Origin of the sequence: Bradyrhizobium daqingense, from assembly GCF_021044685.1 — a bacterium.
GTDB classification, from domain to species: domain Bacteria; phylum Pseudomonadota; class Alphaproteobacteria; order Rhizobiales; family Xanthobacteraceae; genus Bradyrhizobium; species Bradyrhizobium daqingense.
This window is the reverse complement of the sequence record NZ_CP088014.1, coordinates 3,320,712-3,345,287: the sequence shown is the minus strand read 5'-3', so window position 1 is coordinate 3,345,287 and position 24,576 is coordinate 3,320,712. Positions and strand designations below refer to the sequence as shown.

Here is a 24,576-nt window from a genome sequence, read left to right as displayed (position 1 = left end):
GCCATGAAGAGATCTCTGATCACGGCCGCCTTCGCGGCCTCGGCCATTGCGGCCCTGACCGGACTTGTCGCGGCGAAAGACGAGGCCGCCAAGGATTTGCTGCCGGGCAGCGTCAGCCGCGCGGAAGGACTCGAGGCCTGGAAGCGGATCGAAGCCGTGGTGACCCATCCGCGTTGCGCCAACTGCCACGTCGACGCCAAGGCGATCCCGATCTGGACGCCGGCGGGCGAGACCAAGCCGCGCCCGCACGGCATGAACATCCATGGCGGCGCGAGTCGAATCGGCGCCGAGGCGATCCCCTGCGCGACCTGTCACATGACGTCCACCCAGGCGAACGAGCCAGCGCCGGCGCCGCCGCGTGCCGGCATCGACTGGCAGCTCGCGCCCGTGGCGTTCATCTGGTTCGGCAAGAGCGGCGCCGAGATCTGCACGCAGCTGAAGGATTCCAAGCGGAATGGCGGCCGCGACGCCGCAGGCCTCGTCGAGCATCTCAGGCACGACGCGTCGCTGAACGGCTTCATCCCCCGCGGCTGGGCACCGGGCGCCGGCCGCTCGACGCCACCGGGCACGTTCGAGGATCATGTCAAGGACATGGCGCGGTGGGGCGCCGCCGGACAACCCTGTCCGGACTGACCGACCTTCGCACGCGCGGCACGCAGGGCCATCCGGCACGATTTCAGAACGTATGCCGTGCTCTCCCGGGAGCCGAATTCCTTCTGGCCTCCCTCACCCCTGCGAAAGTCGCCGGCGGCGCGCCGGTTGACGCTGATGCCGCATCCGCAAGAGCTTGACCGTAGCAACGACGCAGATCGTGAAGCTTTGGCTGATTTGTCGCGAAGGACGGAAGCAAGGCGATCCAGACAACGCCGCCGCAGGACCTGGATCGCCCGCCTTCCTCCCCGTTCCTCAATCGAGTCGAATCCGACGCGACCTCTCGCGTGGCCGCGGAGCGGCCGTGCTGAACGCAGTCGAGCAGTCGTCGTCGTTCTCGCCGTCGAGCAGCGGAGCACCACAGTGCCGGCACATGCGTGCCGACAACGACGGCGCCTTGCCGCTCGTCACCGCCTGACGGTAGTGCGCCAGATCGATGACGTTGCGGGGCGTCGTTATGTGTTTTTCAACCATGGTTGTTCCTCGCGGCTAACACGCTGCTTATCGCAGACAAGTTTCGCGCAAACGTTCAGCCCACCGCTCAAATTTTACCGGAGGAATTGGGGCGGCGAGCAGGCATCACCGCGCGGCCGCAATCCCGCTCTATTCTGCGACACGATCGACCGTGTCTCTGCGAACAGCGTAAGGTCTCGGTAGCTATTTTCCGAGAGCGGCGGGATTCACAGCCACTTCTTGAACTTGAAGATCCAGTACGGGACGATCGCCGCGATCAGCATCATCACCAGGGCCATCGGATAGCCGTGGATCCATTCGAGCTCCGGCATCACCTTGAAGTTCATGCCGTAGATCGAGGCGATCAGCGTCGGCGGCATCAGGACAACGGCCATGACCGAAAACAGCTTGATGATGTTGTTCTGCTCGAGATTGACGACGCCGAGCATGGCGTCGAGCACGAAGGTGATCTTGCTGGAGAGATAGGAGGCGTGGTCGGTCAGCGAGGCCACGTCGCGCTGCATGGTCTTGAGCTGCTCGCGCATGTCCTTGGACCATTTCACGCCCTCGACCACCGCGGACAGGAAGGTGACGACGCGGCCGATCGAGACCAGGCTCTCGCGAACCTTCGAGGTCAGGTCGCCCTTGCGGCCGATCGAGATCAGGATCTGGGAATATTGCTTGGCGTGGCCGTGGCGCTCGCTCTCGGGCTCGAAGATGTCGTGGCTGACCTGGTCGATCTCGGAACCGCAGCGCTCCAGGATGTCGGCGCAGCGGTCGATCACGGCGTCCAGGAGCTCCATCAGCACCATCTCGCCGGTGATCGCCGGCGTGCAGGAGCGGGCGAGCTTGGCTTCCACCAGGGCGAACGGCTTGGGCAGATCGTAGCGCACCGTCACCAGGCGGTGGTCGCCGAGGATGAAGGTCACCGCCGTGGTCCTGGGCATGTCGGTATCGGAATGGCACATCAGCGTCGCGGTCATGTAGCGCGCGCCGTTCTCGATGTAGAGGCGGCTGGAGATCTCGATCTCCTGCATGTCTTCCCGTGTCGGAATGGCGATGCCCGCCAGCCGCTCCACCGCCTTGTCCTCGGCCGCACTGGGATTGACGAGGTCGATCCAGACAGCGTTCTCCGGCAGGGTGGAGAGATCCTCGATGACGGCCTTCTTGAGCGAGGACTCGGAGGGAACGAATACCGAAAACATGACGACTCCAGAGATCCTGCGACAGAACGACAGCCCTTAGCGCGATTCTGACAAGTTCACGATGACAACAGCATTAACGAAGCGTTGGTATTTTGGGTGGGGGCAAGGCTCAACTGTGGCACGGAATCGACAGTTTGCGGCTGTGGCAATCCGAAAACTGGCTCCGACCGCCAAATTTGCGGCAGAAAAGCCACAGGTTGGGCCTCGCAGTGCGGGATACGGCCTTCAGTGCTGGAATTGTGGCAGATTTCAACGATAATGGGATCAACGGAGTCGAGGAACTTGGGAGGTAAGCTCATGCCTTCGCACGGTATTGTTTTGATTGGAACCAAACCATGTCGTCGCTGAAAGTTATTTTTGGGATTCTGGCCGCCGGCCTGATGCTGTCGGGCTGCATGCAGGCCACCACGCGTTACGAGGCGACCGACGCCAAGGCGTTCAAGCCGAAGGACAAGGAACTCCTCGCCAAGGTCAAGTACGAGAATACTGCGGTCGCAGAGCCGTTCCGCCGCGCCATCGTCCAGTACCACCGCAAGGAATCGCCGGGCTCGATCGTGGTCGATTCCGACAACCACTATCTCTATTACGTGCTGGATGGCGGCAAGGCGATCCGCTACGGCATCACCGTCGGTGAAGAGGCCATGGCCTGGTCGGGCATCGCCAAGGTGGCCAGCAAGACCGAGTGGCCGGCCTGGCACCCCACCCCCAGCGAAATTTCTCGCCTTGGCGTGCCGACCTATGTCGCCCCCGGCCCGGACAATCCGATGGGCTCCCGCGCGCTGTACCTCCATTCGGGGGGCAAGGACACGCTGTTCCGCATCCACGGCACCAACCAGCCGGAATATATCGGCGCCTCGATCTCGTCGGGCTGCATTCGCCTGACCAACGAGGACGCGATCGATCTCTATGATCGCGTCAAGGTCGGCACCCTCGTCGTGGTGCTCGAGCCCAAGCACGGCGACTCGCCGTACAACTCGCGACTCGCGCTCGGCAGCAGCCAAACCGGGCAATCGGCCAGCTACTGATCGCCTCCTGATCTCAGACAGTCAAAAGCGCCGGTTCTACCGGCGCTTTTTTGTTCCCCGCTTGGATGGTTGAGCCTTCTTCTCCGGCTCCGACTTGTCCTTGGACGGAGAGGATTTCTCCGCCGTCTCGTCCTCGGCACCCTCCTTGGTCTCCGGCTTGGCCGCGACCTCGCGCGGCGGCGCCTCTTCAGGCCGTTCCGCCGGCAGCAGGGGAGCGACCTGCGGCAGGGGATCCCACACGTTCCACTGGCAGATCCGGTAGCCGCTGCGCCGTTGCGCGAGATCGAGATGGATGTGGTCCTCGTGGTACCAGTCCGAGCCCGGACCGAGCACGGTGGAGAAGCGTGCGCACACCGAATGCAGCACGCGCTCGCGCACCTCGCGCGACATGGTCCGGTCGGTGAGGCCGATCGACTGCCCGTTGGCGAGCTTGATGGCGCGGACGTCGATCGCATTGGCCTTGCCGTGCTCGGACAGCATCGCGCCGGCGACGCGGTTGCGGCCGCGGCACTCGAAGCTGTCGAAATTGTCGAGCTCGCTCACCGCGGAGCCGAGGCTGGTCGCCAGCGGCGCCATGTCCTTGCGCACCCAATCGGCAAGCGCGGACGCCATGGTGCAGCGGAGGATGGCCGCCGGCTTGACCGCCACCTTGCGCTTGTCCGGCAGCACGACGGCCTCCAGCCGCACCAGATCCTCGCCGCCGCAGGCGCCGGGGCCGCGGATATCGGGAATGGACGGCGCGATCGCGATCTCCTCGGTCAGCGCCAGCCGGCAGGCCGAGGCCTGCTTCTCGGGCGGCGGCGCCGCCTCGGCGGGCTTGTCCGCGCTCGGCTTGTCGAGAGCCGGCTTGCCGGTGGCCTGTGGCGGGCTCTCCTCCGATGCCTTCGAGGTTGCCTTGGGGGCCTCCTCGGGGCGCGGCTTGGGAAGGGGAATTTTGGCGGCGCGAACGGCAGCGCGCGGCTTTGGTGTTCCAAAATTGAAGATATCGAGCGGCGCGGGATATTTCCGCGCCTCGACCGTTTCCGCGAGCAGCAACAGCCCCGCCGCAGCGGTAACCATTGCCGCCCCAGTGGACATATAGCCGCGACAAGACCATTTGCGGCGAAAGTCCGGCAGGCTAAAACTCATGACAATTCTTTGGCCCAACGCTGAGAGCGACAACGCGCCCAGCGACTTCTCGGAGGAACGTGAGAATGCTCGGTTTGATGCAAGATTGGCCCCTGCTCTGCCACCGGATCATCGAACATGCCGCAAGGATTCATGGCAAGCAGGAGGTGGTCACGCGCTCGGTCGAGGGACCGATCCACCGCACCAACTACGCCGAGATCCACAAGCGCGCGCTCAAGGTCTCGCAGATGCTGGAGCGCGACGGCATCAAGCTCGGCGACCGTGTCGCGACGATTGCCTGGAACACCTGGCGCCATCTCGAGGTGTGGTACGGCATCATGGGGATCGGCGCCATCTGCCATACCGTCAATCCCCGCCTTTTCCCCGAACAGATCGCCTGGATCATCAACCATGCGCAGGACCGCATCGTGGTGACCGATCTCACCTTCATTCCGATCCTGGAGAAGATCGCCGACAAGCTGCCAAGCGTCGAACGCTACGTCGTGCTCACCGACAAGGCGCACATGCCCGAGACCACGCTGAAGCAGGCGGTCGCCTACGAGGACTGGATTGCGCAGGCTGACGGCAAATTCAAATGGAAGGACTTTGACGAGAACACGGCAGCGGCGATGTGCTACACGTCGGGCACGACGGGCGATCCGAAGGGTGTGCTCTATTCGCATCGCTCCAACGTGCTGCACGCGCTGATGGCCAATAATGTCGACGCGCTCGGCACCAGCGCGTCCGAGACAATGCTGCCGGTGGTTCCGCTGTTCCACGCCAACAGCTGGGGCATCGCCTTCTCGGCGCCCTCGCAGGGCACCAAGCTGGTGATGCCTGGCGCCAAGCTCGACGGCGCCTCGGTCTACGAGCTGCTCTCGACCGAGAAGGTGACGCATACCGCGGGCGTGCCTACGGTGTGGCTGATGCTGCTCCAGCACATGGCCGCGAACAATCTGAAGCTGCCGGACCTGAAGATGGTGATCTGCGGCGGCTCGGCGATGCCGCGCTCGATGATCAAGGCCTTCCTCGACATGGGCTCGAACGTCCGCCACGCCTGGGGCATGACCGAGATGAGCCCGATCGGCAGCGTCGCGGCCCTGAAGCCGCCGTTCCAGAACGCAACCGGCGATGCCAAGCTCGACGTGCTCCAGATGCAGGGCTATGCGCCGTTCGCGGTCGAGATGAAGATCACCGACGATGCCGGCAAGGAGCTGCCCTGGGACGGCAAGACCTTCGGGCGGCTCAAGGTCGCGGGACCAGCCGTCGCCAAGGCCTATTACCGGGTCGATGCCAACATCCTCGACGAGGACGGCTTCTTCGACACCGGCGACGTCTCGACCATCGACGAGGACGGCTATATGCGGATCACCGATCGCTCCAAGGACGTGATCAAGTCCGGCGGCGAGTGGATTTCCTCGATCGACCTCGAGAACCTCGCGGTCGGCCATCCCGCCGTGGCGGAAGCCGCCGTGATCGGGGTGTTCCACCCCAAATGGGACGAGCGGCCGCTGCTGATCGTGCAGCTCAAGCAGGGCCAGCAGGCCACGCGCGAGGACATCCTGAAGTTCATGGACGGCAAGATCGCCAAATGGTGGATGCCCGACGACGTCGCCTTCGTCGACGGCATTCCCCACACTGCCACCGGCAAGATCCTGAAGACGGCGCTGCGCGACCAGTTCAAGGACTACCGCTTCCCGAACGCGGCGGCTTAAGGACCACCAGTCGCAGGCGTCATGCCCGGGCTTGTCCCGGGCATCCACGTTCTGCCTGGAGAAAGAGAAGGTGGGCGTGGATGGTCGGGACAAGCCCGGCCATGACGACGAGAGCGCCTGCGGAACTCTTGAATTTGCCCCCGGGCCGTGGTCTCAACGGCCCAGTCGCGCCGGATTGGCCGGCACCGCCTCCAAAACCCCGGCAGAGCTTTTCCCGATGGCCCGCAGGTTTTCCGCTCCCTACCAGTCGGAGCCCGTGTCCAGCCTCGCGAACTGGGCGCGCAATCTGGCCGTGTTCGCGGTGGTGGCGGTGGTGGTCTCGATCATCATCGTCCGCTTCGACTTCCTCGAGATGAAGCCGGCGCTGATGACCTTTTTCGGCGGCCTGGCGATCGCCGGTCTGTCGATCCTGTTCGGGCTCGCCGGCTTTGCCGCGATCTGGCAGAACGGCTCGCGCGGTATGGGGCGCATCCTGCTCGCTTTCCTGATCGATGGATTGATCCTCGCCTATCCCGCCTATCTCGCCCTGCAATATCGCAAGCTGCCGGCGATCTACGACATCACCACCAATCCGATCGACCCGCCGCGGTTCGACGCGCTGGCGCCCGTCCGCACCGGCGATGGCACCAACACCGCGGTCTATGCCGGCCTCTATTCGGCCGAGCAACAGCGCCAGTTCTATCCCGACATCGAGCCGATCGAGCTGGAGCTCCCGGTCGACCGCGCCTATGCGATCGCGCGCCAGCTCGTCAACAAGCGCAAATGGCTCGTCATCGACGAGCGCGCCCCGCAGCCGCCGCGCCGGATCGGCCGCATCGAGGCGGTAGCACGCACGCCGATCATGGGCTTCCGCGAGGACGTCTCGATCCGCGTCGTACCCGACGGCGACGATTCCCGCGTCGATATCCGCTCGGCCTCACGCTATTTCGAGAGCGACATCGGCAGCAACGCCGCCCGCGTCAAGAAATTCATCGACGACCTCAACACCGCCGCCGATGCCGATGCGCTGAAGCCGGTGAAGAAGACGCCGGTGGCGCCACCGAAGGCGCCGGCGAAGACGGTGAAGAAATAGCGAATGGCGAGTAGCGAATGGAAGCCACTCTTATTCGCTACTCCCCATTCGCCATTCGCCCCTAGGCCATCCGATACGTCCCGCCGATCACGGGATCGCCGTCCGTCGCCACCACGCCGCGGGCGACCAGATCTTCGAGGTGCGCCAGCACGGAATAGCCGGCCGCCGTCGTCAGCCGGGGATCGATGCCGATATAGATCGCGCGCACCATGGTCGGGATATCAGTCTCGCCCTTGCCGAGGCGATGCAGGATCGAAGCCTCGCGCGCCTTGCGATGCCGGATCAGGAAGCGCACGAAGCGCGGTCCGTCCGGAATCTCGGGGCCATGGCCGGAGAAGTACAGATCTTCCTCACGCGCGGCGAGGCGGTCCAGCGAGTCCATATAGTCGATCATCGAGCCGTCGGGCGGCGCGACGATCGAGGTCGACCAGCCCATCACGTGATCGCCGACGAAGTTGAACCTCCGCTCGGGCCAGGCGAAGGCGAGATGGTTCGCGGTGTGACCCGGGGTCGCCACCGCCTCGAGTCGCCAGCCGTCGCCTTCGACGACGTCCCCGTGGGCGATCCTGATGTCGGGGACGAAATCGCGATCAGAGCCGGATTCCGGATTGTGCTTCTCGCTTTCGAAGCGCGGGCGCGAGGCGCGATGCGGGCCTTCGGCATAAACGGGCGCGCCGGTCGCCTGCTTGATCCGCGCCGTGTTCGGCGAATGGTCGCGGTGGGTGTGGGTGACGAAGATGTGGCTCACCGTCTCGCCGCGCACGGCATCGAGCAGCGCTGCCGCATGCGCCGCGTGGTCCGGGCCGGGATCGATGATCGCGACATTGCCGGTGCCGACGATGTAGCTGACCGTGCCGGTGAAGGTGAACGGGCTCGGATTGTTACAGAGCACGCGCCGCACGCCGGGGCGGACTTCCTCGACGATTCCGGGGGCAAGCGGAAAGTTGCGGTTGAACGGGACGTCGTCGTTGTCGGACATGGCTTCTTCTTTGTTCTTTGACGTCATTCCGGGATGGCCCGCAGGGCCAGACCCGGAATCTCGAGATTCCGGGTTCGATGCTTCGCATCGCCCCGGAATGACGGAGAACTAGATCAGAAAAACGCCTGAATGCCCGTGATCGCGCGGCCCAGGATCAGGGCGTGGACGTCGTGGGTGCCCTCGTAGGTGTTGACGGTCTCGAGGTTATGGACGTGGCGCATCACGTGGTACTCGATCGAGATGCCGTTGCCGCCATGCATGTCGCGGGCGGTGCGGGCGATGTCGAGCGCCTTGCCGCAATTGTTGCGCTTCATGATCGAGATCATCTCGGGCGCGAACTTGCCCTCGTCCATCAGGCGGCCGACGCGCAAGCTGCCCTGCAGGCCCAGCGCGATCTCGGTCTCCATGTCGGCGAGTTTCTTCTGCACCAGCTGGGTCGCCGCGAGTGGCTTGCCGAACTGCTTGCGGTCGAGCGTGTACTGGCGGGCGCGATGCATGCAGTCCTCGGCGGCGCCCAGCGCACCCCAGGAGATGCCGTAGCGGGCGCGGTTGAGACAGCCGAACGGACCCTTGAGGCCGGAGACGTTGGGCAGCAATGCATCCTCGGGAACCACGACACCGTCCATCACGACCTCGCCGGTAATGGAGGCGCGAAGTGAGAGCTTGCCGCCGATCTTCGGCGCGGAGAGGCCTTTCATGCCCTTCTCCAGCACGAAGCCGCGGATCTGGTTGTCGTGCGCAGCCGACTTGGCCCACACCACGAACACGTCGGCGATCGGCGCGTTCGAGATCCACATCTTGCTGCCGGTGAGGCGATAGCCATCCGACACCTTCTCGGCGCGGGTCTTCATCCCGGCCGGATCCGAGCCCGCATCGGGCTCGGTCAGGCCGAAGCAGCCGACCCACTCGCCGCTGGCGAGCTTCGGCAGGTACTTCTTGCGCTGGTTCTCGTCGCCATAGGCGTAGATCGGATACATCACCAGCGAGGACTGCACCGAATTCATCGAGCGGTAGCCGGAATCGACCCGCTCGATCTCGCGCGCAACGAGACCATAGGCGACGTAGCTCGCATTGGCGCAGCCATATTCCTCCGGCAACGTGATGCCGATCAGGCCGAGCTCACCCATCTCGTTGAAGATCTCGCGGTCGGTCTCCTCTTCGAGATAGGCCTTGGAGACGCGCGGCAGCAGCTTGTCCTGGGCATAGGCGCGGGCGGTGTCGCGCACCATGCGTTCGTCTTCAGTCAGCTGCTCGTCGAGCAGGAACGGATCGTCCCACTGGAAAGAAGCCGCAGCCGGCTTGTCCTTGGCCTGAGGGCGCACGCTCATGAAACGTCCTTTCGCGTCTGGTTCCGTCATAAATTGACCGACAAATTAAAGCGCCGCGGCAACAAGTGCAATTGCGTTGCAGATCGATGGACCTGCGTGCTGTACGGACCGCGCGTCGTGCGGCCCGGGATGACAGCGCTAGCTTTCCAGCTGCTCGTTGGCGACGATCTCGATGCCGAAGCCGGACAGGCCCTTGTAGTCGTGCACCGAGGAGGTGAGATGCCGGATCGAGGTGACGCCGAGATCGCGCAGGATCTGCGCGCCGACACCGACCTCGCGCCACTGCCGGTTGCGGTCCGCCTCGGTCGCGCTCTCGTCGGGCAGCGGTGACACGGGGACACCGGCTGCGCCGTCGCGCAAGTAAACCAATACGCCACGGCCGGACTTCTTGAAGTGCTCGAGCACCGCCGCCATGCGCTTGTGGCCGGTAAAGGTATCCTTGACGATGTTGGGCTTGTGGAAGCGCGTCAGCACGTTCTTGCCGTCACCGACGCCGTTATAGACGAACGCGACATGAGCGATGGAATCGAACGGCGAACGATAGGCATAGCCCTGCAAGGGGCCGATCGGGCTCTCGGTGACGAAGGTCGAGACCCGCTCGATCAGCTTCTCGCGCGCCTGGCGGTAAGCGATCATGTCCGCGATGGTGACGTGCTTGAGCTTGTGCTCGGCGGCGAAGCGGGAGACCTGCTCCCCCTTCATCACGCTGCCATCGTCGTTCATGAGCTCGCTGATGACGCCGACCGGCGGCAGGCCCGAGAGCTTGCAGAGGTCCACGGCAGCCTCGGTATGGCCGGAGCGCAGCAGCACGCCGCCGTCCTTGGCGATCAGCGGGAAGATGTGGCCGGGCCGGGCGAAGTCGTTGGCGCCGACATTGGGATTGGACAGCGCGCGGCAACAGGAGGCGCGTTCCTCGGCGGAGATGCCGGTGCCGCCGTCGGGCTTGTAGTCGATCGAGACCGTGAACGCGGTGGTGTGCGCGGAATCGTTGTGGGCGACCATCGGATCGAGCCGCAGGCGGCGCGCATCCTCGGTGGTCACGGGCGCGCAGACGATGCCGGAGGTGTGGCGGATGATGAACGCCATCTTCTCGGCGGTGCAGAGCGAGGCGGCGACGATCAGATCGCCCTCGCCTTCACGATCGTCGTCGTCGGTGACGACCACGAGCTCGCCCCGGGCAAAGGCCTGCAAGACTTCCTGAACGCTATCGGGCATTTCCCAATCTCTATCGATGATGGCCGCGAGGCTTAGCCGGACGCCTTAGCCGGACTTGGGCCGGGGCGCTAGTGTTTCCAGCGCAACCACTCATGCCGGACGAGCCTGCCGGGATGGCCACCCTTGCACCGAAGATACCAGGGATATAGGTGCCCAGCGCCGGAGCGGAAGCAGGCAGCCCGACCGGTCAGGGCAGCACTTCGCGTCGCTCGCCGAGACGCTGATCGAGCTCGGCGCGCTTGTCGGCCAAAAGGCCGGCCTGGGCCGCCTCGATCACCGTGAACAGCTCATGGGCATCGCTGACCCGGGTCACCGTGACATAGCTGGCGCCGGCCTCATAGAGCTCGTCGACATCGGCCAGGAGGTCGGCCGTCGCCACGATCAGGGCGGTGGGATTGAGCGCGCGGACGTGACGGACCAGCTTCTCGTTGGTGGCGCCCTTCAGCAGCGAATCCGGCACGCTCAGGATGATCATCTCCGACTTGCCGATGCCGGCATGGAGCAGGGTATCGACATTGCTGATGTCGCCATAGATCACGTGCAGGCCGCGCGAGAGCAAGGTCTGGTACACATTGGGGTTGAAGTCGACCACGGTGATCTGCTCCAGCAGCACCGGGGCCTGCCGCTCGATCTCGGCGAGAAGCGCGCTCGCCGCACGGAAAAAGCCGAGGATGACGATGCGGCGGGCCTCGCCATGGCCGCCCTCATGGCCCTCCTCGCCTTGCCCGCTGCCGTGATCGAGGTCGCGCAGGCCGATCCGCTTCAAGGGACCGATCGCCCAGCGGGTGATCTCGTCGCTGCGGGTCATCACGAAGGTCGAGAGCACGGCCAGCACCACGAAGGCGAAGGAGGCAGCGTTCGCCGTTTCCGCTGCGATGTGGCGGTCGGTGACGCCGGTCTGAATCACCACCAGCGAGAATTCGGAGATCTGCGCGAGGTTCAGGGCCGGCAACAGGCTCGCGCGCAGCCCCTGCTTCATCAAATAGAGCGGGGTGAAGGTGGTGACGAGGCGGCTCACGACCGTGAAGGCCGCGATCATCAGCGCGAGCCAGATCACGGAGAGGCCGGGGATGGGAATGGTCATGCCGAGCGCGACGAAGAACAGCGTGATGAAGAAGTCGCGGAGCGTGGTGACCTTGGCGGTGACGTCGAGCGCATAGGGGAAGGTCGAGAGCGAGACGCCGGCGATCAGCGCGCCCATCTCGCGCGACAGCGACAACTGATAGGCGGTCTCGGCGACCAGGAAGCACCAGGCCAGCGCGCCGAGCAGGATCAGCTCGGGGCGGCGGGCGATCTGGTGAAACACGCGCGGCAACACATAGCGGCTGACCAGCAGCGCGGCGGTGACCAGAACCGCGACGCGGCCGACCGAGAGCAGGATGACGCTGACCTGCAGATTGGCGAGGCTCGGTTGCACCGCCAGGAACAGGATGGCGAAGATGTCCTGGAGCACCAGCACGCCGAGCGTGATGCGGCCCGGCAGCGTATCGAGCTCGCGCTTCTCATAGAGCACCTTGACGATGATGACGGTGCTGGAGAGCGCACAGGCGACGCAGAGATAGACCGCATCGAAGTGCCCGCCGCCGAGCGACAGGCCGATGCCGACGAAGAAAAGCACCCCGAGCAGGCAGCCGCCGAGCAACTGGCCGCCCGCCGCGAACAGGATCACCCGCCCTGCCCGCACGATCTTCTTCAGGTCGATCTCGAGGCCGATCATGAACAGCATGAAGATCAGGCCGAGCTCGGAAATGACGCCGATCGATTCCTGGGAATGGACCCAGCCGGCGCCGAATGGACCTATGCAAAAGCCGGCGACGAGGTAGGCCAGGATCAGGGGTTGCCGTGAGAAATGGGCGAGCAAGCCCAGCATCCAGGCAAACAGAATACAGAGAGTGATGTCGTGAATGAGCTCGTGCATGCCAAATTGGTCCGTTTTTGCCGCACCCTAGAGACGGGTTGCGGTGCGGCAAGCGAGCAATTCGTCACATGCGGAAGGCTCTTCGCAGCCAGGCTGCTCGATCCCTTCGCCTTTGCCGTGCGCGCCGCCGCGCAATCCGAGGTCAGTATCGAACAAAACCTTGCCGATTCGCTCCCACGCCATCGAAGAGGGGCCCTCTCCGTCCCCAGCGGGACTCTGTACCCGCCGATTCCAGCGTCGCGATGGGTCAGGCAAGCCGCCGTTGACGTCTCGGCGATGCTGAGCGTGCACAACGCCTCCGAGACTCAGCCGCTGGTGGTCCAACGCATCGCCTATTTCGACACCGCAGGCAAGCAGGTCGAGAGCTATCCGAGCGGTCCGGAGAGCGAGATTGCCAGCCCTGGCTCAAGCCTTGATGCTTGGCGGCGTCGGCAATGCGCATTACCCTTTCAACAGCCCCGTCCGCCCCGGACGGCCAGCAAGAACTGACCCCGGCCAGCCGGTGCAACGCCGGCTGCTCAACAAGAACAAAACGAGGAACGCCCATGACGTCCAGCTTCGATTTCGCCCCGCTGTTTCCGGCAGGGCTGCCGGCCCCTTCTGCGCGCTGGACGGGTCTTGCCAAATACAGCTTCGTGGGAGGCAACAACGATTCCGAACAAGTCCCGCTGGAGGGTCTGATCGAGGCGACCAACCTCGTGCTTCAACGCGAGGGCCGCTCACTCGCCACTTACGGGCTGGCGCATGGTCCGCAGGGTTACTTGCCGTTGCGGGAATTCCTCGTGACGAAACTCGAGCGCGATGCCCGCATCAATTGCACGGTCGACGATCTCATGATCGTCTCGGGCTCGCTCCAGGCGCTCGACCTCGTCAATGCCGCATTGCTGGCGCGCGGCGACACCGTGATCTTCGAACAGGAGAGCTACCAGGGCTCGCTGACGCGCCTGGCGCGGCTCGGCGTCAACGTGGTGGGCATCCCCCTCGATGAGGACGGCATGCGCATGGACGTGCTGGCCTCGACGCTCGCCGACCTGAAAAGCCGCGGCATCCGGCCGAAATACATCTACACCATTCCGACCGTGCAGAATCCCACCGGCAGCATCATGCCGGAAAGCCGACGTGCCGAGCTGCTGCGGCTATCGACGGAATATGGCGTGCCCATCTTCGAGGACGATTGCTATGCCGATCTCGTCTGGTCGGGGCAGCGGCCGCCCGCGATCTACGCGATGAGCCCGAACGGCGGCGTCATCCATATCGGCTCGTTCTCGAAGTCGATTGCGCCGGCGCTGCGCGTCGGTTTCGTCGTGGCGCCCTGGGAAGTGATGTCGCGGATGCTGGCGCTGAAGACGGATGCCGGCTCCGGCGCGCTCGAGCAGATGGTGCTCGCCACCTATTGCAAACCGCATTTCTCGGCACACGTGCCGGCCCTGACCAAGGCGCTGCGCACCAAGCTCGACACGTTGATGGAAGCGCTCAACGAGCAGTTCGGGACGGCGGCCGAGTTCGAGGAGCCCAAAGGCGGAATCTTCCTCTGGGTCAAGCTGCCCGACAAGGTCGATACGCTCAAGCTCTATCAGGCCGCGCTTGCCGCCGGCGTCTCGATCAATCCGGGACCGGAATGGTCGACCAACAAGAGCCATTCCAGCTCGCGGTTGCGGCTGTGCTTTGCAAGCCCGACGCATCAGCAGATCCGCGAAGGGATCGCGGTGCTCGCCGACATCTGCCGCAAGGAGTTCGGCGTGCCCGCCCGCAGCGCCAATGTCGAGAAGCCGGCTTGATACTTATAGCTTGGGCAAGATCTTCTCGGAAAACCGCTTCACACTTTGCGCTGACGTAGCCCTTCAAGTCCATGCCATCAGGCCGCCTGGGGCTGGCTGCTGTGGATCGCGGAGGCCAGGCGCAGCAAGAGGACGATCGAGACGTTGCCCTTGCCGGCCTCGATCTGGGCGATGTAGCGCTCTGAGATTCCGGAGCGGCGGGCCAGCTCGCGGCGTGACAGGTCGCAGCGCGCACGCGAGGACCTCAACCGCTCGCCGAGCTCGGCCAGGAACACGGTCTCGGAATAAGGCGGCACGGCGCAGCTCCCCGGGAGCACTTCGCCCGCAAAATCCATGACTTGATTGAGCATTGGTCCATCCACGCATCGCCTTGAGGAAGCGCATCCTACCCCGGATGCGGCCGGCCTCATTGACGCCGATCAAATTCGCGCGCGATCGGCGACCGTCGTGGACGGCTGCGCGGAGAATGCTACACTTTGGAATTCTTCGAGGCGGGGCTTACCAGGACATGACGGGTTGTTTGAGCCGCTGGACCGCGGCTGCTCTGCTGTGGGTCGCATTCGCGTCCACGGCGCGCGCCGAAACGTTGGCTGCGACCGTCGAGCAATGGGGCCTGCTCGGCGCATGGGCGGTCGACTGCACGGTGCGGCCCGACCGGGACAAGGGCGCGCGCCTCACTTACGAGATCCGGAAGGACGGCCGGGTGATGTACCGGCGCAATTTCGGCGATGCCAAAGACGAGAGCGAGGTCGTCTCCGCCACGGTCAATGCCGAGGGCCTGCTCAATGTGATGGTGTTCTTTCCTTCGCTGCATCAGACGCGCGAATTCGGGCTGTTGTTGCAGAAGGACGGCAGCCTGCGCGCAATCTACAATCGCAGCGAGCGGGGCGAGTACACGATCCGAGACGGCAAATTCGTCGCGACCAGCGCGCCGACGCCGGCGCAGCAACGCTGCGAGTGAGCCTCATTCTTTGGAATGATCTTCATCGCAAAATCGCTGCACAGTTTGCGCTTACGCGGCCCTTCGGGTCCGGATCATGCCAGCTGAACATCCGTTCAGAATTCTCCTCCCGTTCCGGCGGAACGTTCGCATGCATGCGCGGTTTAGATGTGCATTCGATTGGAGGAGGACATCATGAAGAAGCTTGGTTATGTGGCTGCGGCTCTGGGGGCGCTCGTGATCGCGGCGCCGACGGTGGCAAGTGCGGAGACAGTGGTGATCAAGCGTAGCGGCTATCACCATCATCATCACGGCCCGTACGGCGCCCGCGCCGAATTCCGCGGCCATCGCGACCATGGCTGGCATCGACATCATCGCGGTGACCGCGTGGTCGTGATCAAGCGCAGCCACCGCCATCACCACTGGGACTAATGCGCAACGCAAAACGGAAATGGCCCCTCGCGGGGCCATTTCTTTGTTCTTTCTAAAGCACAGTCTAATCCCACACCGGCGCGAAGCCCGGATTGACGCAGCGCTTGTCCTTCGCCAGCGAGGCGATCTTGTTGCGATCGGCATCGTCGAGCGTGATCTTCAGCGCATCGAGATTGGCCTTCTGGCTCTCGCGGCGCGACGCCTTCGGGATCGCGGCGACGCCGTCTTGGTCGAGCAGCCATTTCAGCGCGACCTGCGCTGCGGTCGCGTCGTGCCTGGCACCGATTTCGGCCAGCACCGGATCGGTCGCGAAACGTCCCTGCGCCAGCGGACAATAGGCCACCAGCGGGATCGACCTAACCTCGAGATAAGCCAGCAGCTTCGACTGATCGAGCATGGCATGGTACTCGACCTGGTTGCAGGCGATCGGCGCCTTGATGTCCTCGACCGCGATCTTGAGCAGCGCCGTGGTGAAATTGGCAACGCCGATGGCCCGCGTGAGCCCCTCCTGCTCCAGCTTCATCAGGGTCTCGAACACGGCGCCCCAGTTCGCGGATGGCGAGGGCCAGTGCACGAGATAGAGATCGACATGGTCGAGGCGGAGCTTCTTCAGACTGGCATCGAAGGCACGCCGGATCGCATCCGGGCTGAGATTCTCGTGCCAGACCTTGGTGGTGACGTGCAGCTCGCCGCGCGGCACGCGCGAGGCGGCGATCGCCGAGCCGATCGGCTCCTCATTGGCATACATCTCGGCAGTGTCGATATGGCGATAGCCGAGCGCGAGCGCGCTCTCGACCGCGGCGCGGCAGGCATCGCCCTGCATGCGGAAAGTGCCGAGGCCGAGCTTGGGCATGCTGATGCCCTGTGTCTTCAGATGATCCATGAAACAGCTCCTGACGTCATTCATCCCGCCAGAGGCGCGGTGAGGCCGCGGCGACAGACTCTTCGGTGATGGAAAAGAAGTGGCGGGAGCGGCGATGATAGCGCGGGAGGTGCGGCAGGGCCAATCAAGATCGGGTTAGCTCCTGGAGTGCGCAACGCCTCTCTACCGTCATGCCCGGGCTTGTCCCGGGCATCCACGTTCTTCGTGCCGTGCGGCAAGTCGTGGATGGCCGGGTCAAGCCCGGCCATGACGATGCCGAGAAAACTGTCCGATCCTCACGAATGCTGCGCCACCATGGCCGGGCGCGGCTGCGGCTGCGGCACGATATCGACCGACCAGAGGTCGCGGTTGTCGACGTCTTTCAAGGTGACCGTCATCACCCCGGACGCGCCGTCGATGTCGACACGGCCGAAGAACTGCAAGCCGAAGCACGGCGCCAGGTTCTCGCCCTGCTCGGGGCTGCAGCCCTGCTGATACATCGCGATCGGGCCAAAGGTGTCATCGAGCTCACCGGGACCCCAGGTGCCGGCGTGGAGCGGGCCGGAGACGAACTCCCAGAACGGCTCGAAATCCTGGAATTGCGCCTTGCTGGGATCGTAGTAATGCGCGGCGGTGTAGTGCATGTCGGCGGTGAGCCAGACGATGTTGCAAATGCCGGCGCGCTTGATTGAGCTGAGCAGGTCGGCGATCTCGTGCTCGCGCCGGTCGGGCGGCCCGTTGCCGAGCGCAACGGCGTCGAGGCTGATGAGGCCGATCGGCAAATCGGCCGCGATCACCTTCCAGGTCGCGCGCGAGGCGGCAAGTTCGCGCTTGAGCCAGGCAAGCTGCTCGGCGCCGAGAATCCAGCCGCGATGGTCGTCGCCCTTGTTCCATGTGCCATCGCGATAGCTGCGCATGTCGATCATGAAGACGTCCAGCATCGGGCCGTAAGCGATCTTGCGATAGATCCGGCCCTGCCGCGCGGCGATGTCGCGGATCGGCATGAAGTCGAAGAAGGCGCGGCGGGCGCGCGCAACCAAGAGCGGCGTGCCGTCGTCCTCATGACCGGCGGCATCGTAGCTGCCAGTCGGCGACCAGTCGTTGGTGACCTCGTGGTCGTCCCACTGCGCGAACATCGGCACCTCCGCATGGAAGACGCGAAAATGTTCGTCGAGATGGTTGTATTTGTAGTTGCCGCGGAATTGCGCCAGCGTGTGCGCGACCTCGGATTTCTCCTCGGTGACGAGGTTGCGCCAGATCTCGCCGTTCGGCAGCTTCTGTTCGGCAGGGATCGTGCAGTCGGCGTAGATGTGGTCACCGGAGTGGATGAAGAAGTCCGGACGGTTCTCGCGCATGGTGCGATAGCTGCGATAGCCGCCGCGCGCGACGTCGATGCCCCAGCCCTGCCCCGCGGTGTCGCCGGACCACAGGAACGAGATCGATCGGCCAGTTGCCGGCGCGGTGCGGAAATGCCCGACGCGGCTTTCGCCGGCGATGCCAGTTGCGATGTCGTCGAAGCGGACGCGGTAAAAGACGTCCTGCCCGGGCGGCAGATCGTTCAGCAGCAGCTTTGCCGTGAAGTCGGCATCGGGCAGCGCATCGCGCGAGACCGAGGCGATGGTGGTCTTGAAACTCTCCACGGTCGAGCATTCCACCTGCATCCGCGCGGGCCGATCAGCGCGCGCCCAGATCACGGCAGTGCCGTCGGAGACGTCGCCGGACTGGATGCCGCCTGCGATCTGCGGGCGATCGGCCGCGCGGCTGATGGAGGGCTTCGCGAGCGAAGCGATGGCGAGGCTGGAGGCGGAGCGGACCAGGAACTGCCGTCGGGTCCATGCGCGCGGGGCGCGGGGCGATGCCATTCAGGAAACCTTCGTCGAATCGCGACGGAAGGTGCCTGCGCTCCTTGACTCCTACCCTGACGGTTTCTTGACTCCGCGCCTACGGTTTTGCGACGCGGGGATGACGGCTATGCGCTAGCGTTTCCAGTTGCAGATGCCGCCGGAGCGGCACGGCCAGGTCTGGATGCGCGTGTCCATCGCCTGTGCGTCGAGCGGATTGCCGTGGCGATGCGACAGCCTGGTGCGGGCTGCGCCACGCGGCTGGCCGCTCTTCGTGTGAGCAATCTTCGGCTCCGGCACGTGCACGCGTTCGGCTGCAACCTTCTTCGGCACGTCGATCGGCTCGGCACGCGCCTGCGCCTCGTTGCCGCCCCGCGCCTCCAAGGCGACCGGCGCGAATTGCGTCTCCGGGCCGAGCCGCTTCGGCGACAGCACGGCCCTGGAGAGATCGAGGCCGAGATATTCGCCGGGCTTGTAGTCGTCGGCGCGCGCGAGGCCGGCCCCTGCGAGCACGAGGGCAACCGCAATTGCAAAAGAAGCACTTTTCAGGACCACGGACGCCTCCTGAAATTGATCATGAAAGGGGTAATTTACCCCTATTTAGGAGGCGTCGCGCGCAATTCCAGCGGTCGAATGCCGCCGTGGTTAAGAAGATTGGCGGCGTCAGGCGACCTTTCGCGTCGCCGCCGTCCCATCCAGGAACCCCATCAGGCGGCTGCGGATGATCTGCTCGGCCTCTGCCATGATGCGATCCACGAGTTCCTTGCAGGAGGGGATGTCGTGGATGAGGCCGGCGACCATGCCGCAGCTCCAGGCGCCCGCGTCCATCTGGCCGTCCAGCATGATCCTGGGATAGACGCCGGCGACCTGGTCGTGAATGTCCTCGATCTTGAGCCTGTCGCCCTTCTCGCGCTCGATCTCGATGAGACGATCGACATTGGCGTTCTTCAGGACGCGCTCGGTATTGCGCAGCGCCCGCATGATCAGGCGCGTGTCGAGCTCGGTGGCTGCGACCAGCGCGTTCTTGACGTTCTGATGCACCGGCGCTTCCTTGGTGGCGATGAAGCGCGTGCCCATGTTCATGCCGGCGGCGCCCAGCGACAGCGCGGCGACGAGGCTGCGCCCGTCGGCCATGCCGCCGGAGGCCACGAACGGGATCTTCAATTCCTCCGCCGCTCGGGGCAGCAGGATCATGTTGGGAATGTCGTCCTCGCCGGGATGGCCGCCGCACTCGAAGCCGTCGACGCTGACGGCGTCGCAGCCGATGCGTTCGGCCTTCAGCGAGTGACGGACCGAGGTGCATTTGTGGATCACCTTGATGCCCGCCGCCTTCAGCGCCGGCATGTAGGCTTCCGGACTGCGGCCCGCGGTCTCCACCGCCTTGATGCCGCCCTCGACGATGGCCGCGATGTATTCCGGGTAAGGCGGCGCGGCGAAGGTCGGCAGGAAGGTGAGGTTCACACCGAACGGCTTGTCGGTCATGTCGCGGCAGCGCGCGATTTCCTTCGCGAGCAATTCCGGCGTCTTCTGCGTGAGACCGGTGATGATGCCGAGCCCGCCGGCATTGGAGACGGCGGCAGCCAGCTCGGCAAAGCCGACGAAATGCATGCCGCCCTGGATGATCGGATGCTCGATGCCGAACAGTTCGGTGATCGCAGTCTTCACGTCGGTTTCCTCCCAAAGCCTTGTTTGTCAGGTTCAGTCTAGCCGCAGTCTCGTGCCGCGGTCACCATTTCTCTCCGAACGGGCGGATCTCCATCTCGAAGGTCCAGGCGCTCTTCGGCTGCCGGTAGAGCTGCCAATAGGCGTCGGCGACCGAGGATGGCGGCATCAGGAGATCGGGATCGTCCAGCGCATTCGGCCCGAGCGCTTCGAGCCGGCGCTGGCGCACCCATTCGGTGTCGACGCCGGAATCGATGATGAGGTGAGCGACGTGGATGTTCTTGGGCCCGAGCTCGCGCGCCATCGCCTGGGCCACCGCACGCAGACCGAACTTGGCGCTGGCGAAGGCGGCAAAGCCGCTGCCGCCGCGCAAGGACGCCGTGGCGCCGGTGAAGAAAATGTGGCCGCCGCCGCGCGGCAGCATCAGCCGCGCCGCTTCGCGCCCCGCGAGGAAGCCGGAATAGCAGGCCATCTCCCACACTTTGCGGAAGACTCGCTCGGTGGTGTCGAGGATGGGGAAATTGACGTTGGCGCCAACGTTGAAGATGCAGACCTCCAGCGGCGCGTGCTTGTCGGCATCGTCGAGGAAGGCAATGACCTCGTCTTCCTTTCGCGCATCGAGCGAACGCGCGTGGATTTCTCCACCGGCAGCTTCGATGTCCTTTACCAGCGGCGCGAGCTTGTCGCCGTTGCGACGGCCAGCGAAGACCGTGAAGCCTTCGGCGGCGAACTTCTTGGCGATCTCCGAGCCGATGAAATCTCCGGCCCCGATCACGGCGACAGTGGCGTTTCGCTTGGGCAAGGTCGCCTCCTCCGATGAGCCGCGCCGTGGGCGTGGCAAGCGCGCAGTGTGCCGGAGGCTATAGTTCTAAAATAGAACTGTCAAACTCGAGAGGTGAATGGTAGGCTGCACTGCAAATTGTGCTGATCATTCAAGTCAGTTCTTTTTTCAGACTGATTGCCCCGCGGAGACCGCAGATGAAATGGGACGCGCTGGACGAAGAAACCTGCTCGCTCGCCCGCACGATTGCCGTGATCGGGGACCGCTGGACCCTGCTGATCCTGCGCGAGTGCTTCTTGCGGGTGCGACGGTTCGAGGCATTCCAGTCCTCCCTCCAGATCACCCGGCACCTGCTCTCGGAGCGGCTGAAGAAGCTGGTTCGCTTCGGCATTCTACGCCGCGTACCCTACTCCGATGCGCCCAAGCGCTACGAATACATCCTCACCCAGAAGGGCCTCGACCTCTACCCGATCATCATGGCGATGGTGCATTGGGGCGACGCCCATATGGGCGACGAGCGCGGCCGCCCGATGCTGCACGAGCACAAGACTTGCGGCAAGCTGTTCGACCCCGTGATGGTGTGCTCGGAATGCGGCGAGGTGCTGCATGCCAAGCAGGTGCATGTGCATGCGGGACCGGGGCGGCGCGAGGCGGTCGGGTGAGGAAGGCAGGCGCGTCTCTCAACCCCGTCATTGCAAAGAGCCCTTGCGATGAAGCAATCCAGAACCCTTCCGCAGAGGCAGTCTGGATTGCTTCGCTGCGCTCAATGACGGAAGTGGCGGCGAGTTTGCCTCAATGCCCCCGCGTCGGTGCGCTCAGATCAATCCGGCGCAGCACCGCGGCCGTGGGAATCATCAGCACGGCGACGATCGCGAGCGTCCAGAACACGTCGATATAGGCGAGCAGGTCCACCTGTCGCTGCAAGGTCTTGCCGACCCAGGCCACCGCCTGCGCGGCAGCATCGCTTGCGTTCGAACCCTGCGCCTGGAAGTAACGCGTCACGGCATCGATGGTCTGCTGGTAGCCGAGATCGGACGGCGCGGCGTGCTCGACCAGCCTGCTCTGGTGGAATTGCTGGCGCTGCGCCAGCATGGTCTGCGCCAGCGCGACGCCCATGGACCCGCCGATGTTGCGGGCGACATTGATCAGCGCCGAGGCCTGGTTGGTCTTGTCGGGCGGGATGCCGTCATAGGAGGCGGTCGTCACCGGCAGGAACAGGAAGGGCAGACCGAGCGCAAGGAAGATGCGCGACAGCGCCGCGTAGCCGTAGGTGATGTCGCCCGTGAGTCCAGTGAGATGCCACATCGAGAAGGCGACGATGGCGGCGCCGAACATGATCAGGTATTTCGGCTGTACCGTGCTGACGAGGCGCCCCACCACCGGCATCAGCACCAGCGTCGCGATACCGCCCGGTGACAGCGCGAGTCCGGCCAGCATGGCGGTGTAATTCAGCTCGGTCTGGAGCAACTGCGGCAGAAGCTGGGTGGTCGAGATCAGCACCGCGCCGGTGGCGAGCATGACCAGGAAGCAGGCGGCGAATTGGCGCCGGCCGAGCAGGCGAAGATCGACGATCGGATCTTTCCGCGTCAGCTCCCACGGAATCAGCGCGAGCAGCGAGACGGCCGCGAGCACCGCGAAGACGACGATCATGTTCGATCCGAACCAATCCTTGCGCTGGCCTTCGTCGAGCACGAATTCGAGCGAGCCGAGCCCGATCGCGACGAGGACGAAGCCGACATAGTCGACGCGCAGGCCTTTGCTGAGCAGCTTCTGTCTCTCCTCCTCCGCACCCGACGGCTCCTTGACCAGCGTGCCGACCAAGAACAGCGAGAGCATTCCCATGGGGACGTTGATCAGGAACACCCAGTGCCAGGTGTAGGTGTCGGTGATCCAGCCGCCGAGCGTCGGGCCGATCACCGGCGCGACCACGACGGCCACGCCGTAGACCGCGAAAGCCTGGCCGCGCTTATGCGGCGGAAAGGAGTCGGCGAGGATCGCCTGCTCGCTAGTCGCCATGCCGCCGCCGCCAAGGCCCTGCAGAATGCGGAACAGCACCAGCGATTCCAGATTCCAGGCGAAGCCGCAGAGCAACGAGGCCAGCGTGAAGATCGCGACGCACATCATGTAGAAGCGCTTGCGGCCGATCACCGTCGACAGCCAACCCGAGATCGACAGCACGATGGCATTGGCGACGAGGTAGCTGGTGATGACGTAGGTGCTCTCGTCGATGCCGACCGCGAGGCCGCCCGCGATGTGGCGCAATGCGACGTTGGCGATGGTGGTGTCGAGCACCTCCATGAAGGTCGCGATCGAGACCACGAAGGCGATCAGATAGGGATTGTGCCCGCCAGCCGCCGACCGCTCCGGCGACCATCCGCCGGCGGACGCGCCGCCTTGCGTGGCATCCGTCATCGCACCCTGGTCCAGGGCACGACCGACATGCCGGGGCCAACGGGCAGATCGGGCGGCCAATTGTCGACCACGATCTTCACCGGCACGCGCTGAACCACCTTGACGTAGTTGCCGGTGGCATTCTCCGCCGGCAGCAGGCTGAAGGCGGTACCCGAGCCCGGCTGCACGGACTCGACATGGCCGGTCAGCTTGCGGCCGGGATAGGCATCGATGCGGATCTCGACCGGCTGGCCCGGCCGCATGTCGCTCAGCTGGGTTTCCTTGTAGTTGGCGACGACCCAGACCTCGTCGGGCACGAACATCATCAGGCTCTGGCCGGCCGTGACGAACGTGCCCTTTGCGCCCGATAGCTTGACGACGCGGCCGGACTGCGCCGCGACGACGCTGGTGTATTGCAGGTTCAGCCTGGCCTGATCGAGCTGCGCCTGCGATTGGGCGAGCTGCGCCTTGGCGCCTTCGCGCTGCGATTGCAGGGTCCTGATGCCGAGTTGGGCCGCTGTGACTGCGGTCTTCGCGCGCTCCGTGTTAGCCTGCTGCGCCTGGAGATCGGACCGGGTCTGCTGCTGGCGCTGCACCGTGCCGGCGCCTTTCTCGACCAGCTCTTCCGCACGCTTGAACTCCTCCTGCGCGAACTGAAGCTGGGCTTGCGCCTGCTCGAGCTGGGCCTGAGCCTGCTTGATTTGCTCCTCCTGCGAGACGATCTGCGCCTCGACATTGTCGATATTCGCCCTGGAGACCGCGACTTGCGCGTCGGCCTGCTCGATCGCGATCCGGTAGTCGCGCTCGTCGATCTTGGCCAGGAGGTCGCCGGCCTTGAGGTGCTGGTTGTCCGTGACCGGAACGTCCGTCACGTAGCCGCCGACCTTGGAGGCGACCGAAAAGCTGCGTGCGGCGACGAAGGCGTCGTCGGTGGATTCGTAGTGGCGGACCTCGAGCCAATAAACCAGGCCGCCGGCGAGAGCCGCAATCAGCACAAGGGCGCCGCCGGTCGCGAGCACCCAATGCTCGCGGAGCCGGTCACGCAGCGACGCCGCCGGCTTCTCCGAATGATCTTCGACGTCGCGGGCCTGATCGGGATTGAATGTCGGAGCTTCCTTCGCCTTCTGCGGCTGCTCCGCGGACGGCCTACGCTCCCGGGTTTGAGCATCCACGGTGAACACCTATTCTCGGGCTGACGGCAGCAAGCAACTTGAACGGTGC

23 protein-coding genes are annotated in these 24,576 nt (G+C 64.7%); 9 read left to right on the top strand and 14 right to left on the bottom strand.

The genetic code is table 11. The annotated features are described in order from the left end of the window. The first annotated feature begins 3 nt into the window (after positions 1-3). Positions 4-633 carry a hypothetical protein gene (locus LPJ38_RS15975; RefSeq protein WP_145642634.1) on the top strand — a complete coding sequence of 210 codons (630 nt, stop codon included), beginning with the start codon at positions 4-6 and terminating at the stop codon, positions 631-633. A 698-nt stretch (positions 634-1,331) separates the two neighbouring features. Here the strand turns inward: LPJ38_RS15975 and LPJ38_RS15970 are convergent. Next, the gene (locus LPJ38_RS15970) at positions 1,332-2,309 is read right to left on the bottom strand and encodes a magnesium transporter CorA family protein (protein ID WP_008551347.1); all 978 of its coding nucleotides are present in this window, start codon (positions 2,307-2,309) and stop codon (positions 1,332-1,334) included. A gap of 335 nt (positions 2,310-2,644) precedes the next feature. On the opposite strand from LPJ38_RS15970, the gene LPJ38_RS15965 reads away from it, so the two are divergent. Then, entirely contained in the window at positions 2,645-3,334 is a 690-nt protein-coding gene (locus LPJ38_RS15965; RefSeq protein WP_145642628.1) for a L,D-transpeptidase, read from the top strand. 36 nt (positions 3,335-3,370) lie between these two features. Here LPJ38_RS15965 and LPJ38_RS15960 read toward each other — a convergent pair whose 3' ends face one another. After that, on the bottom strand, positions 3,371-4,462 hold the full coding sequence (locus LPJ38_RS15960; protein ID WP_145642626.1) for an extensin family protein: 1,092 nt from the start codon (positions 4,460-4,462) through the stop codon (positions 3,371-3,373). A gap of 65 nt (positions 4,463-4,527) precedes the next feature. On the opposite strand from LPJ38_RS15960, the gene LPJ38_RS15955 reads away from it, so the two are divergent. Further along, positions 4,528-6,156: a fatty-acid--CoA ligase gene (locus LPJ38_RS15955; protein WP_145642624.1), complete on the top strand. Its 1,629-nt coding sequence runs from the start codon at positions 4,528-4,530 to the stop codon at positions 6,154-6,156. Positions 6,157-6,373: 217 nt separating this feature from the next. Next, positions 6,374-7,228, top strand: a complete 855-nt coding sequence (locus LPJ38_RS15950) for a DUF1499 domain-containing protein (protein WP_145642622.1) — start codon at positions 6,374-6,376, stop codon at positions 7,226-7,228. 61 nt (positions 7,229-7,289) lie between these two features. Here LPJ38_RS15950 and LPJ38_RS15945 read toward each other — a convergent pair whose 3' ends face one another. From LPJ38_RS15945 to LPJ38_RS15930, 4 genes are all read right to left on the bottom strand, one after another. Next, a complete protein-coding gene (locus LPJ38_RS15945; protein ID WP_145642620.1) occupies positions 7,290-8,207 on the bottom strand; it encodes an MBL fold metallo-hydrolase in 918 nt (305 codons plus the stop codon). A 113-nt stretch (positions 8,208-8,320) separates the two neighbouring features. Further along, the gene (locus LPJ38_RS15940; RefSeq protein WP_145642618.1) at positions 8,321-9,535 is read right to left on the bottom strand and encodes an acyl-CoA dehydrogenase; all 1,215 of its coding nucleotides are present in this window, start codon (positions 9,533-9,535) and stop codon (positions 8,321-8,323) included. Between the two features lie 138 nt (positions 9,536-9,673). Next, positions 9,674-10,750, bottom strand: a complete 1,077-nt coding sequence (gene ribB, locus LPJ38_RS15935) for a 3,4-dihydroxy-2-butanone-4-phosphate synthase (protein ID WP_145642616.1) — start codon at positions 10,748-10,750, stop codon at positions 9,674-9,676. Between the two features lie 187 nt (positions 10,751-10,937). Continuing rightward, complete coding sequence (locus tag LPJ38_RS15930) at positions 10,938-12,668, bottom strand: cation:proton antiporter (protein WP_145642614.1); 1,731 nt, start codon at positions 12,666-12,668, stop codon at positions 10,938-10,940. On the opposite strand from LPJ38_RS15930, the gene LPJ38_RS15925 reads away from it, so the two are divergent. Next, the gene (locus LPJ38_RS15925; RefSeq protein WP_347339047.1) at positions 12,651-13,157 is read left to right on the top strand and encodes a DUF3124 domain-containing protein; all 507 of its coding nucleotides are present in this window, start codon (positions 12,651-12,653) and stop codon (positions 13,155-13,157) included. The two genes, LPJ38_RS15930 and LPJ38_RS15925, sit on opposite strands and share 18 nt — an antisense overlap. 56 nt (positions 13,158-13,213) lie before the next feature. Beyond that, a complete protein-coding gene (locus tag LPJ38_RS15920; RefSeq protein ID WP_145642612.1) occupies positions 13,214-14,446 on the top strand; it encodes an aminotransferase-like domain-containing protein in 1,233 nt (410 codons plus the stop codon). 77 nt (positions 14,447-14,523) lie between these two features. Here the strand turns inward: LPJ38_RS15920 and LPJ38_RS15915 are convergent, their stop codons facing one another. Next, a complete protein-coding gene (locus tag LPJ38_RS15915; protein WP_167520792.1) occupies positions 14,524-14,796 on the bottom strand; it encodes a helix-turn-helix domain-containing protein in 273 nt (90 codons plus the stop codon). Between the two features lie 158 nt (positions 14,797-14,954). Between LPJ38_RS15915 and LPJ38_RS15910 the strand changes: the two genes are divergently transcribed. Beyond that, positions 14,955-15,407 (top strand): hypothetical protein, encoded by a 453-nt coding sequence (locus tag LPJ38_RS15910; protein ID WP_167520791.1) that lies wholly within the window; start codon positions 14,955-14,957, stop codon positions 15,405-15,407. Between the two features lie 174 nt (positions 15,408-15,581). Further along, positions 15,582-15,818, top strand: a complete 237-nt coding sequence (locus LPJ38_RS15905; protein WP_145642605.1) for a hypothetical protein — start codon at positions 15,582-15,584, stop codon at positions 15,816-15,818. A gap of 64 nt (positions 15,819-15,882) precedes the next feature. Here LPJ38_RS15905 and LPJ38_RS15900 read toward each other — a convergent pair whose 3' ends face one another. The 5 genes from LPJ38_RS15900 to LPJ38_RS15880 all read right to left on the bottom strand — a co-directional run bounded on the left by LPJ38_RS15900 (position 15,883) and on the right by LPJ38_RS15880 (position 20,985). After that, the gene (locus LPJ38_RS15900) at positions 15,883-16,701 is read right to left on the bottom strand and encodes an aldo/keto reductase (protein ID WP_145642603.1); all 819 of its coding nucleotides are present in this window, start codon (positions 16,699-16,701) and stop codon (positions 15,883-15,885) included. 275 nt (positions 16,702-16,976) lie between these two features. Further along, the gene (locus LPJ38_RS15895) at positions 16,977-18,542 is read right to left on the bottom strand and encodes an alkaline phosphatase D family protein (RefSeq protein WP_145642601.1); all 1,566 of its coding nucleotides are present in this window, start codon (positions 18,540-18,542) and stop codon (positions 16,977-16,979) included. 114 nt (positions 18,543-18,656) lie between these two features. Continuing rightward, positions 18,657-19,076 (bottom strand): hypothetical protein, encoded by a 420-nt coding sequence (locus tag LPJ38_RS15890; protein ID WP_145642599.1) that lies wholly within the window; start codon positions 19,074-19,076, stop codon positions 18,657-18,659. Positions 19,077-19,184: 108 nt separating this feature from the next. Next, a complete protein-coding gene (locus tag LPJ38_RS15885) occupies positions 19,185-20,186 on the bottom strand; it encodes an NAD(P)H-dependent flavin oxidoreductase (RefSeq protein ID WP_145642597.1) in 1,002 nt (333 codons plus the stop codon). Positions 20,187-20,247: 61 nt separating this feature from the next. After that, positions 20,248-20,985 carry an SDR family oxidoreductase gene (locus tag LPJ38_RS15880; protein WP_145642595.1) on the bottom strand — a complete coding sequence of 246 codons (738 nt, stop codon included), beginning with the start codon at positions 20,983-20,985 and terminating at the stop codon, positions 20,248-20,250. A gap of 176 nt (positions 20,986-21,161) precedes the next feature. Between LPJ38_RS15880 and LPJ38_RS15875 the strand changes: the two genes are divergently transcribed. Continuing rightward, the gene (locus LPJ38_RS15875; protein ID WP_145642593.1) at positions 21,162-21,626 is read left to right on the top strand and encodes a winged helix-turn-helix transcriptional regulator; all 465 of its coding nucleotides are present in this window, start codon (positions 21,162-21,164) and stop codon (positions 21,624-21,626) included. A gap of 130 nt (positions 21,627-21,756) precedes the next feature. Here the strand turns inward: LPJ38_RS15875 and LPJ38_RS15870 are convergent, their stop codons facing one another. Both LPJ38_RS15870 and LPJ38_RS15865 read right to left on the bottom strand, forming a co-directional pair. Beyond that, on the bottom strand, positions 21,757-23,376 hold the full coding sequence (locus tag LPJ38_RS15870) for a DHA2 family efflux MFS transporter permease subunit (protein ID WP_145642591.1): 1,620 nt from the start codon (positions 23,374-23,376) through the stop codon (positions 21,757-21,759). After that, positions 23,373-24,527, bottom strand: coding sequence for an HlyD family secretion protein (locus LPJ38_RS15865; protein ID WP_145642589.1), 1,155 nt, complete (start codon positions 24,525-24,527; stop codon positions 23,373-23,375). The genes LPJ38_RS15870 and LPJ38_RS15865 overlap by 4 nt, the downstream gene beginning before the upstream one ends. Positions 24,528-24,576: the final 49 nt, after the last annotated feature.

What these genes read in the sequence shown, in the direction of transcription:
- LPJ38_RS15965 (WP_145642628.1), top strand. Translation starts at nt 2,645, where the DNA reads ATGTCGTCGCTGAAAGTTATTTTTGGGATTCTGGCCGCCGGCCTGATG.
- LPJ38_RS15900 (WP_145642603.1), bottom strand. Translation starts at nt 16,701, where the DNA reads ATGGATCATCTGAAGACACAGGGCATCAGCATGCCCAAGCTCGGCCTC.
- LPJ38_RS15960 (WP_145642626.1), bottom strand. Translation starts at nt 4,462, where the DNA reads ATGAGTTTTAGCCTGCCGGACTTTCGCCGCAAATGGTCTTGTCGCGGC.
- LPJ38_RS15930 (WP_145642614.1), bottom strand. Translation starts at nt 12,668, where the DNA reads ATGCACGAGCTCATTCACGACATCACTCTCTGTATTCTGTTTGCCTGG.
- LPJ38_RS15870 (WP_145642591.1), bottom strand. Translation starts at nt 23,376, where the DNA reads ATGACGGATGCCACGCAAGGCGGCGCGTCCGCCGGCGGATGGTCGCCG.
- LPJ38_RS15975 (WP_145642634.1), top strand. Translation starts at nt 4, where the DNA reads ATGAAGAGATCTCTGATCACGGCCGCCTTCGCGGCCTCGGCCATTGCG.
- LPJ38_RS15895 (WP_145642601.1), bottom strand. Translation starts at nt 18,542, where the DNA reads ATGGCATCGCCCCGCGCCCCGCGCGCATGGACCCGACGGCAGTTCCTG.
- LPJ38_RS15920 (WP_145642612.1), top strand. Translation starts at nt 13,214, where the DNA reads ATGACGTCCAGCTTCGATTTCGCCCCGCTGTTTCCGGCAGGGCTGCCG.
- LPJ38_RS15945 (WP_145642620.1), bottom strand. Translation starts at nt 8,207, where the DNA reads ATGTCCGACAACGACGACGTCCCGTTCAACCGCAACTTTCCGCTTGCC.
- LPJ38_RS15940 (WP_145642618.1), bottom strand. Translation starts at nt 9,535, where the DNA reads ATGAGCGTGCGCCCTCAGGCCAAGGACAAGCCGGCTGCGGCTTCTTTC.
- LPJ38_RS15950 (WP_145642622.1), top strand. Translation starts at nt 6,374, where the DNA reads ATGGCCCGCAGGTTTTCCGCTCCCTACCAGTCGGAGCCCGTGTCCAGC.
- LPJ38_RS15875 (WP_145642593.1), top strand. Translation starts at nt 21,162, where the DNA reads ATGAAATGGGACGCGCTGGACGAAGAAACCTGCTCGCTCGCCCGCACG.
- ribB (WP_145642616.1), bottom strand. Translation starts at nt 10,750, where the DNA reads ATGCCCGATAGCGTTCAGGAAGTCTTGCAGGCCTTTGCCCGGGGCGAG.
- LPJ38_RS15910 (WP_167520791.1), top strand. Translation starts at nt 14,955, where the DNA reads ATGACGGGTTGTTTGAGCCGCTGGACCGCGGCTGCTCTGCTGTGGGTC.
- LPJ38_RS15915 (WP_167520792.1), bottom strand. Translation starts at nt 14,796, where the DNA reads ATGCTCAATCAAGTCATGGATTTTGCGGGCGAAGTGCTCCCGGGGAGC.
- LPJ38_RS15955 (WP_145642624.1), top strand. Translation starts at nt 4,528, where the DNA reads ATGCTCGGTTTGATGCAAGATTGGCCCCTGCTCTGCCACCGGATCATC.
- LPJ38_RS15905 (WP_145642605.1), top strand. Translation starts at nt 15,582, where the DNA reads ATGAAGAAGCTTGGTTATGTGGCTGCGGCTCTGGGGGCGCTCGTGATC.
- LPJ38_RS15970 (WP_008551347.1), bottom strand. Translation starts at nt 2,309, where the DNA reads ATGTTTTCGGTATTCGTTCCCTCCGAGTCCTCGCTCAAGAAGGCCGTC.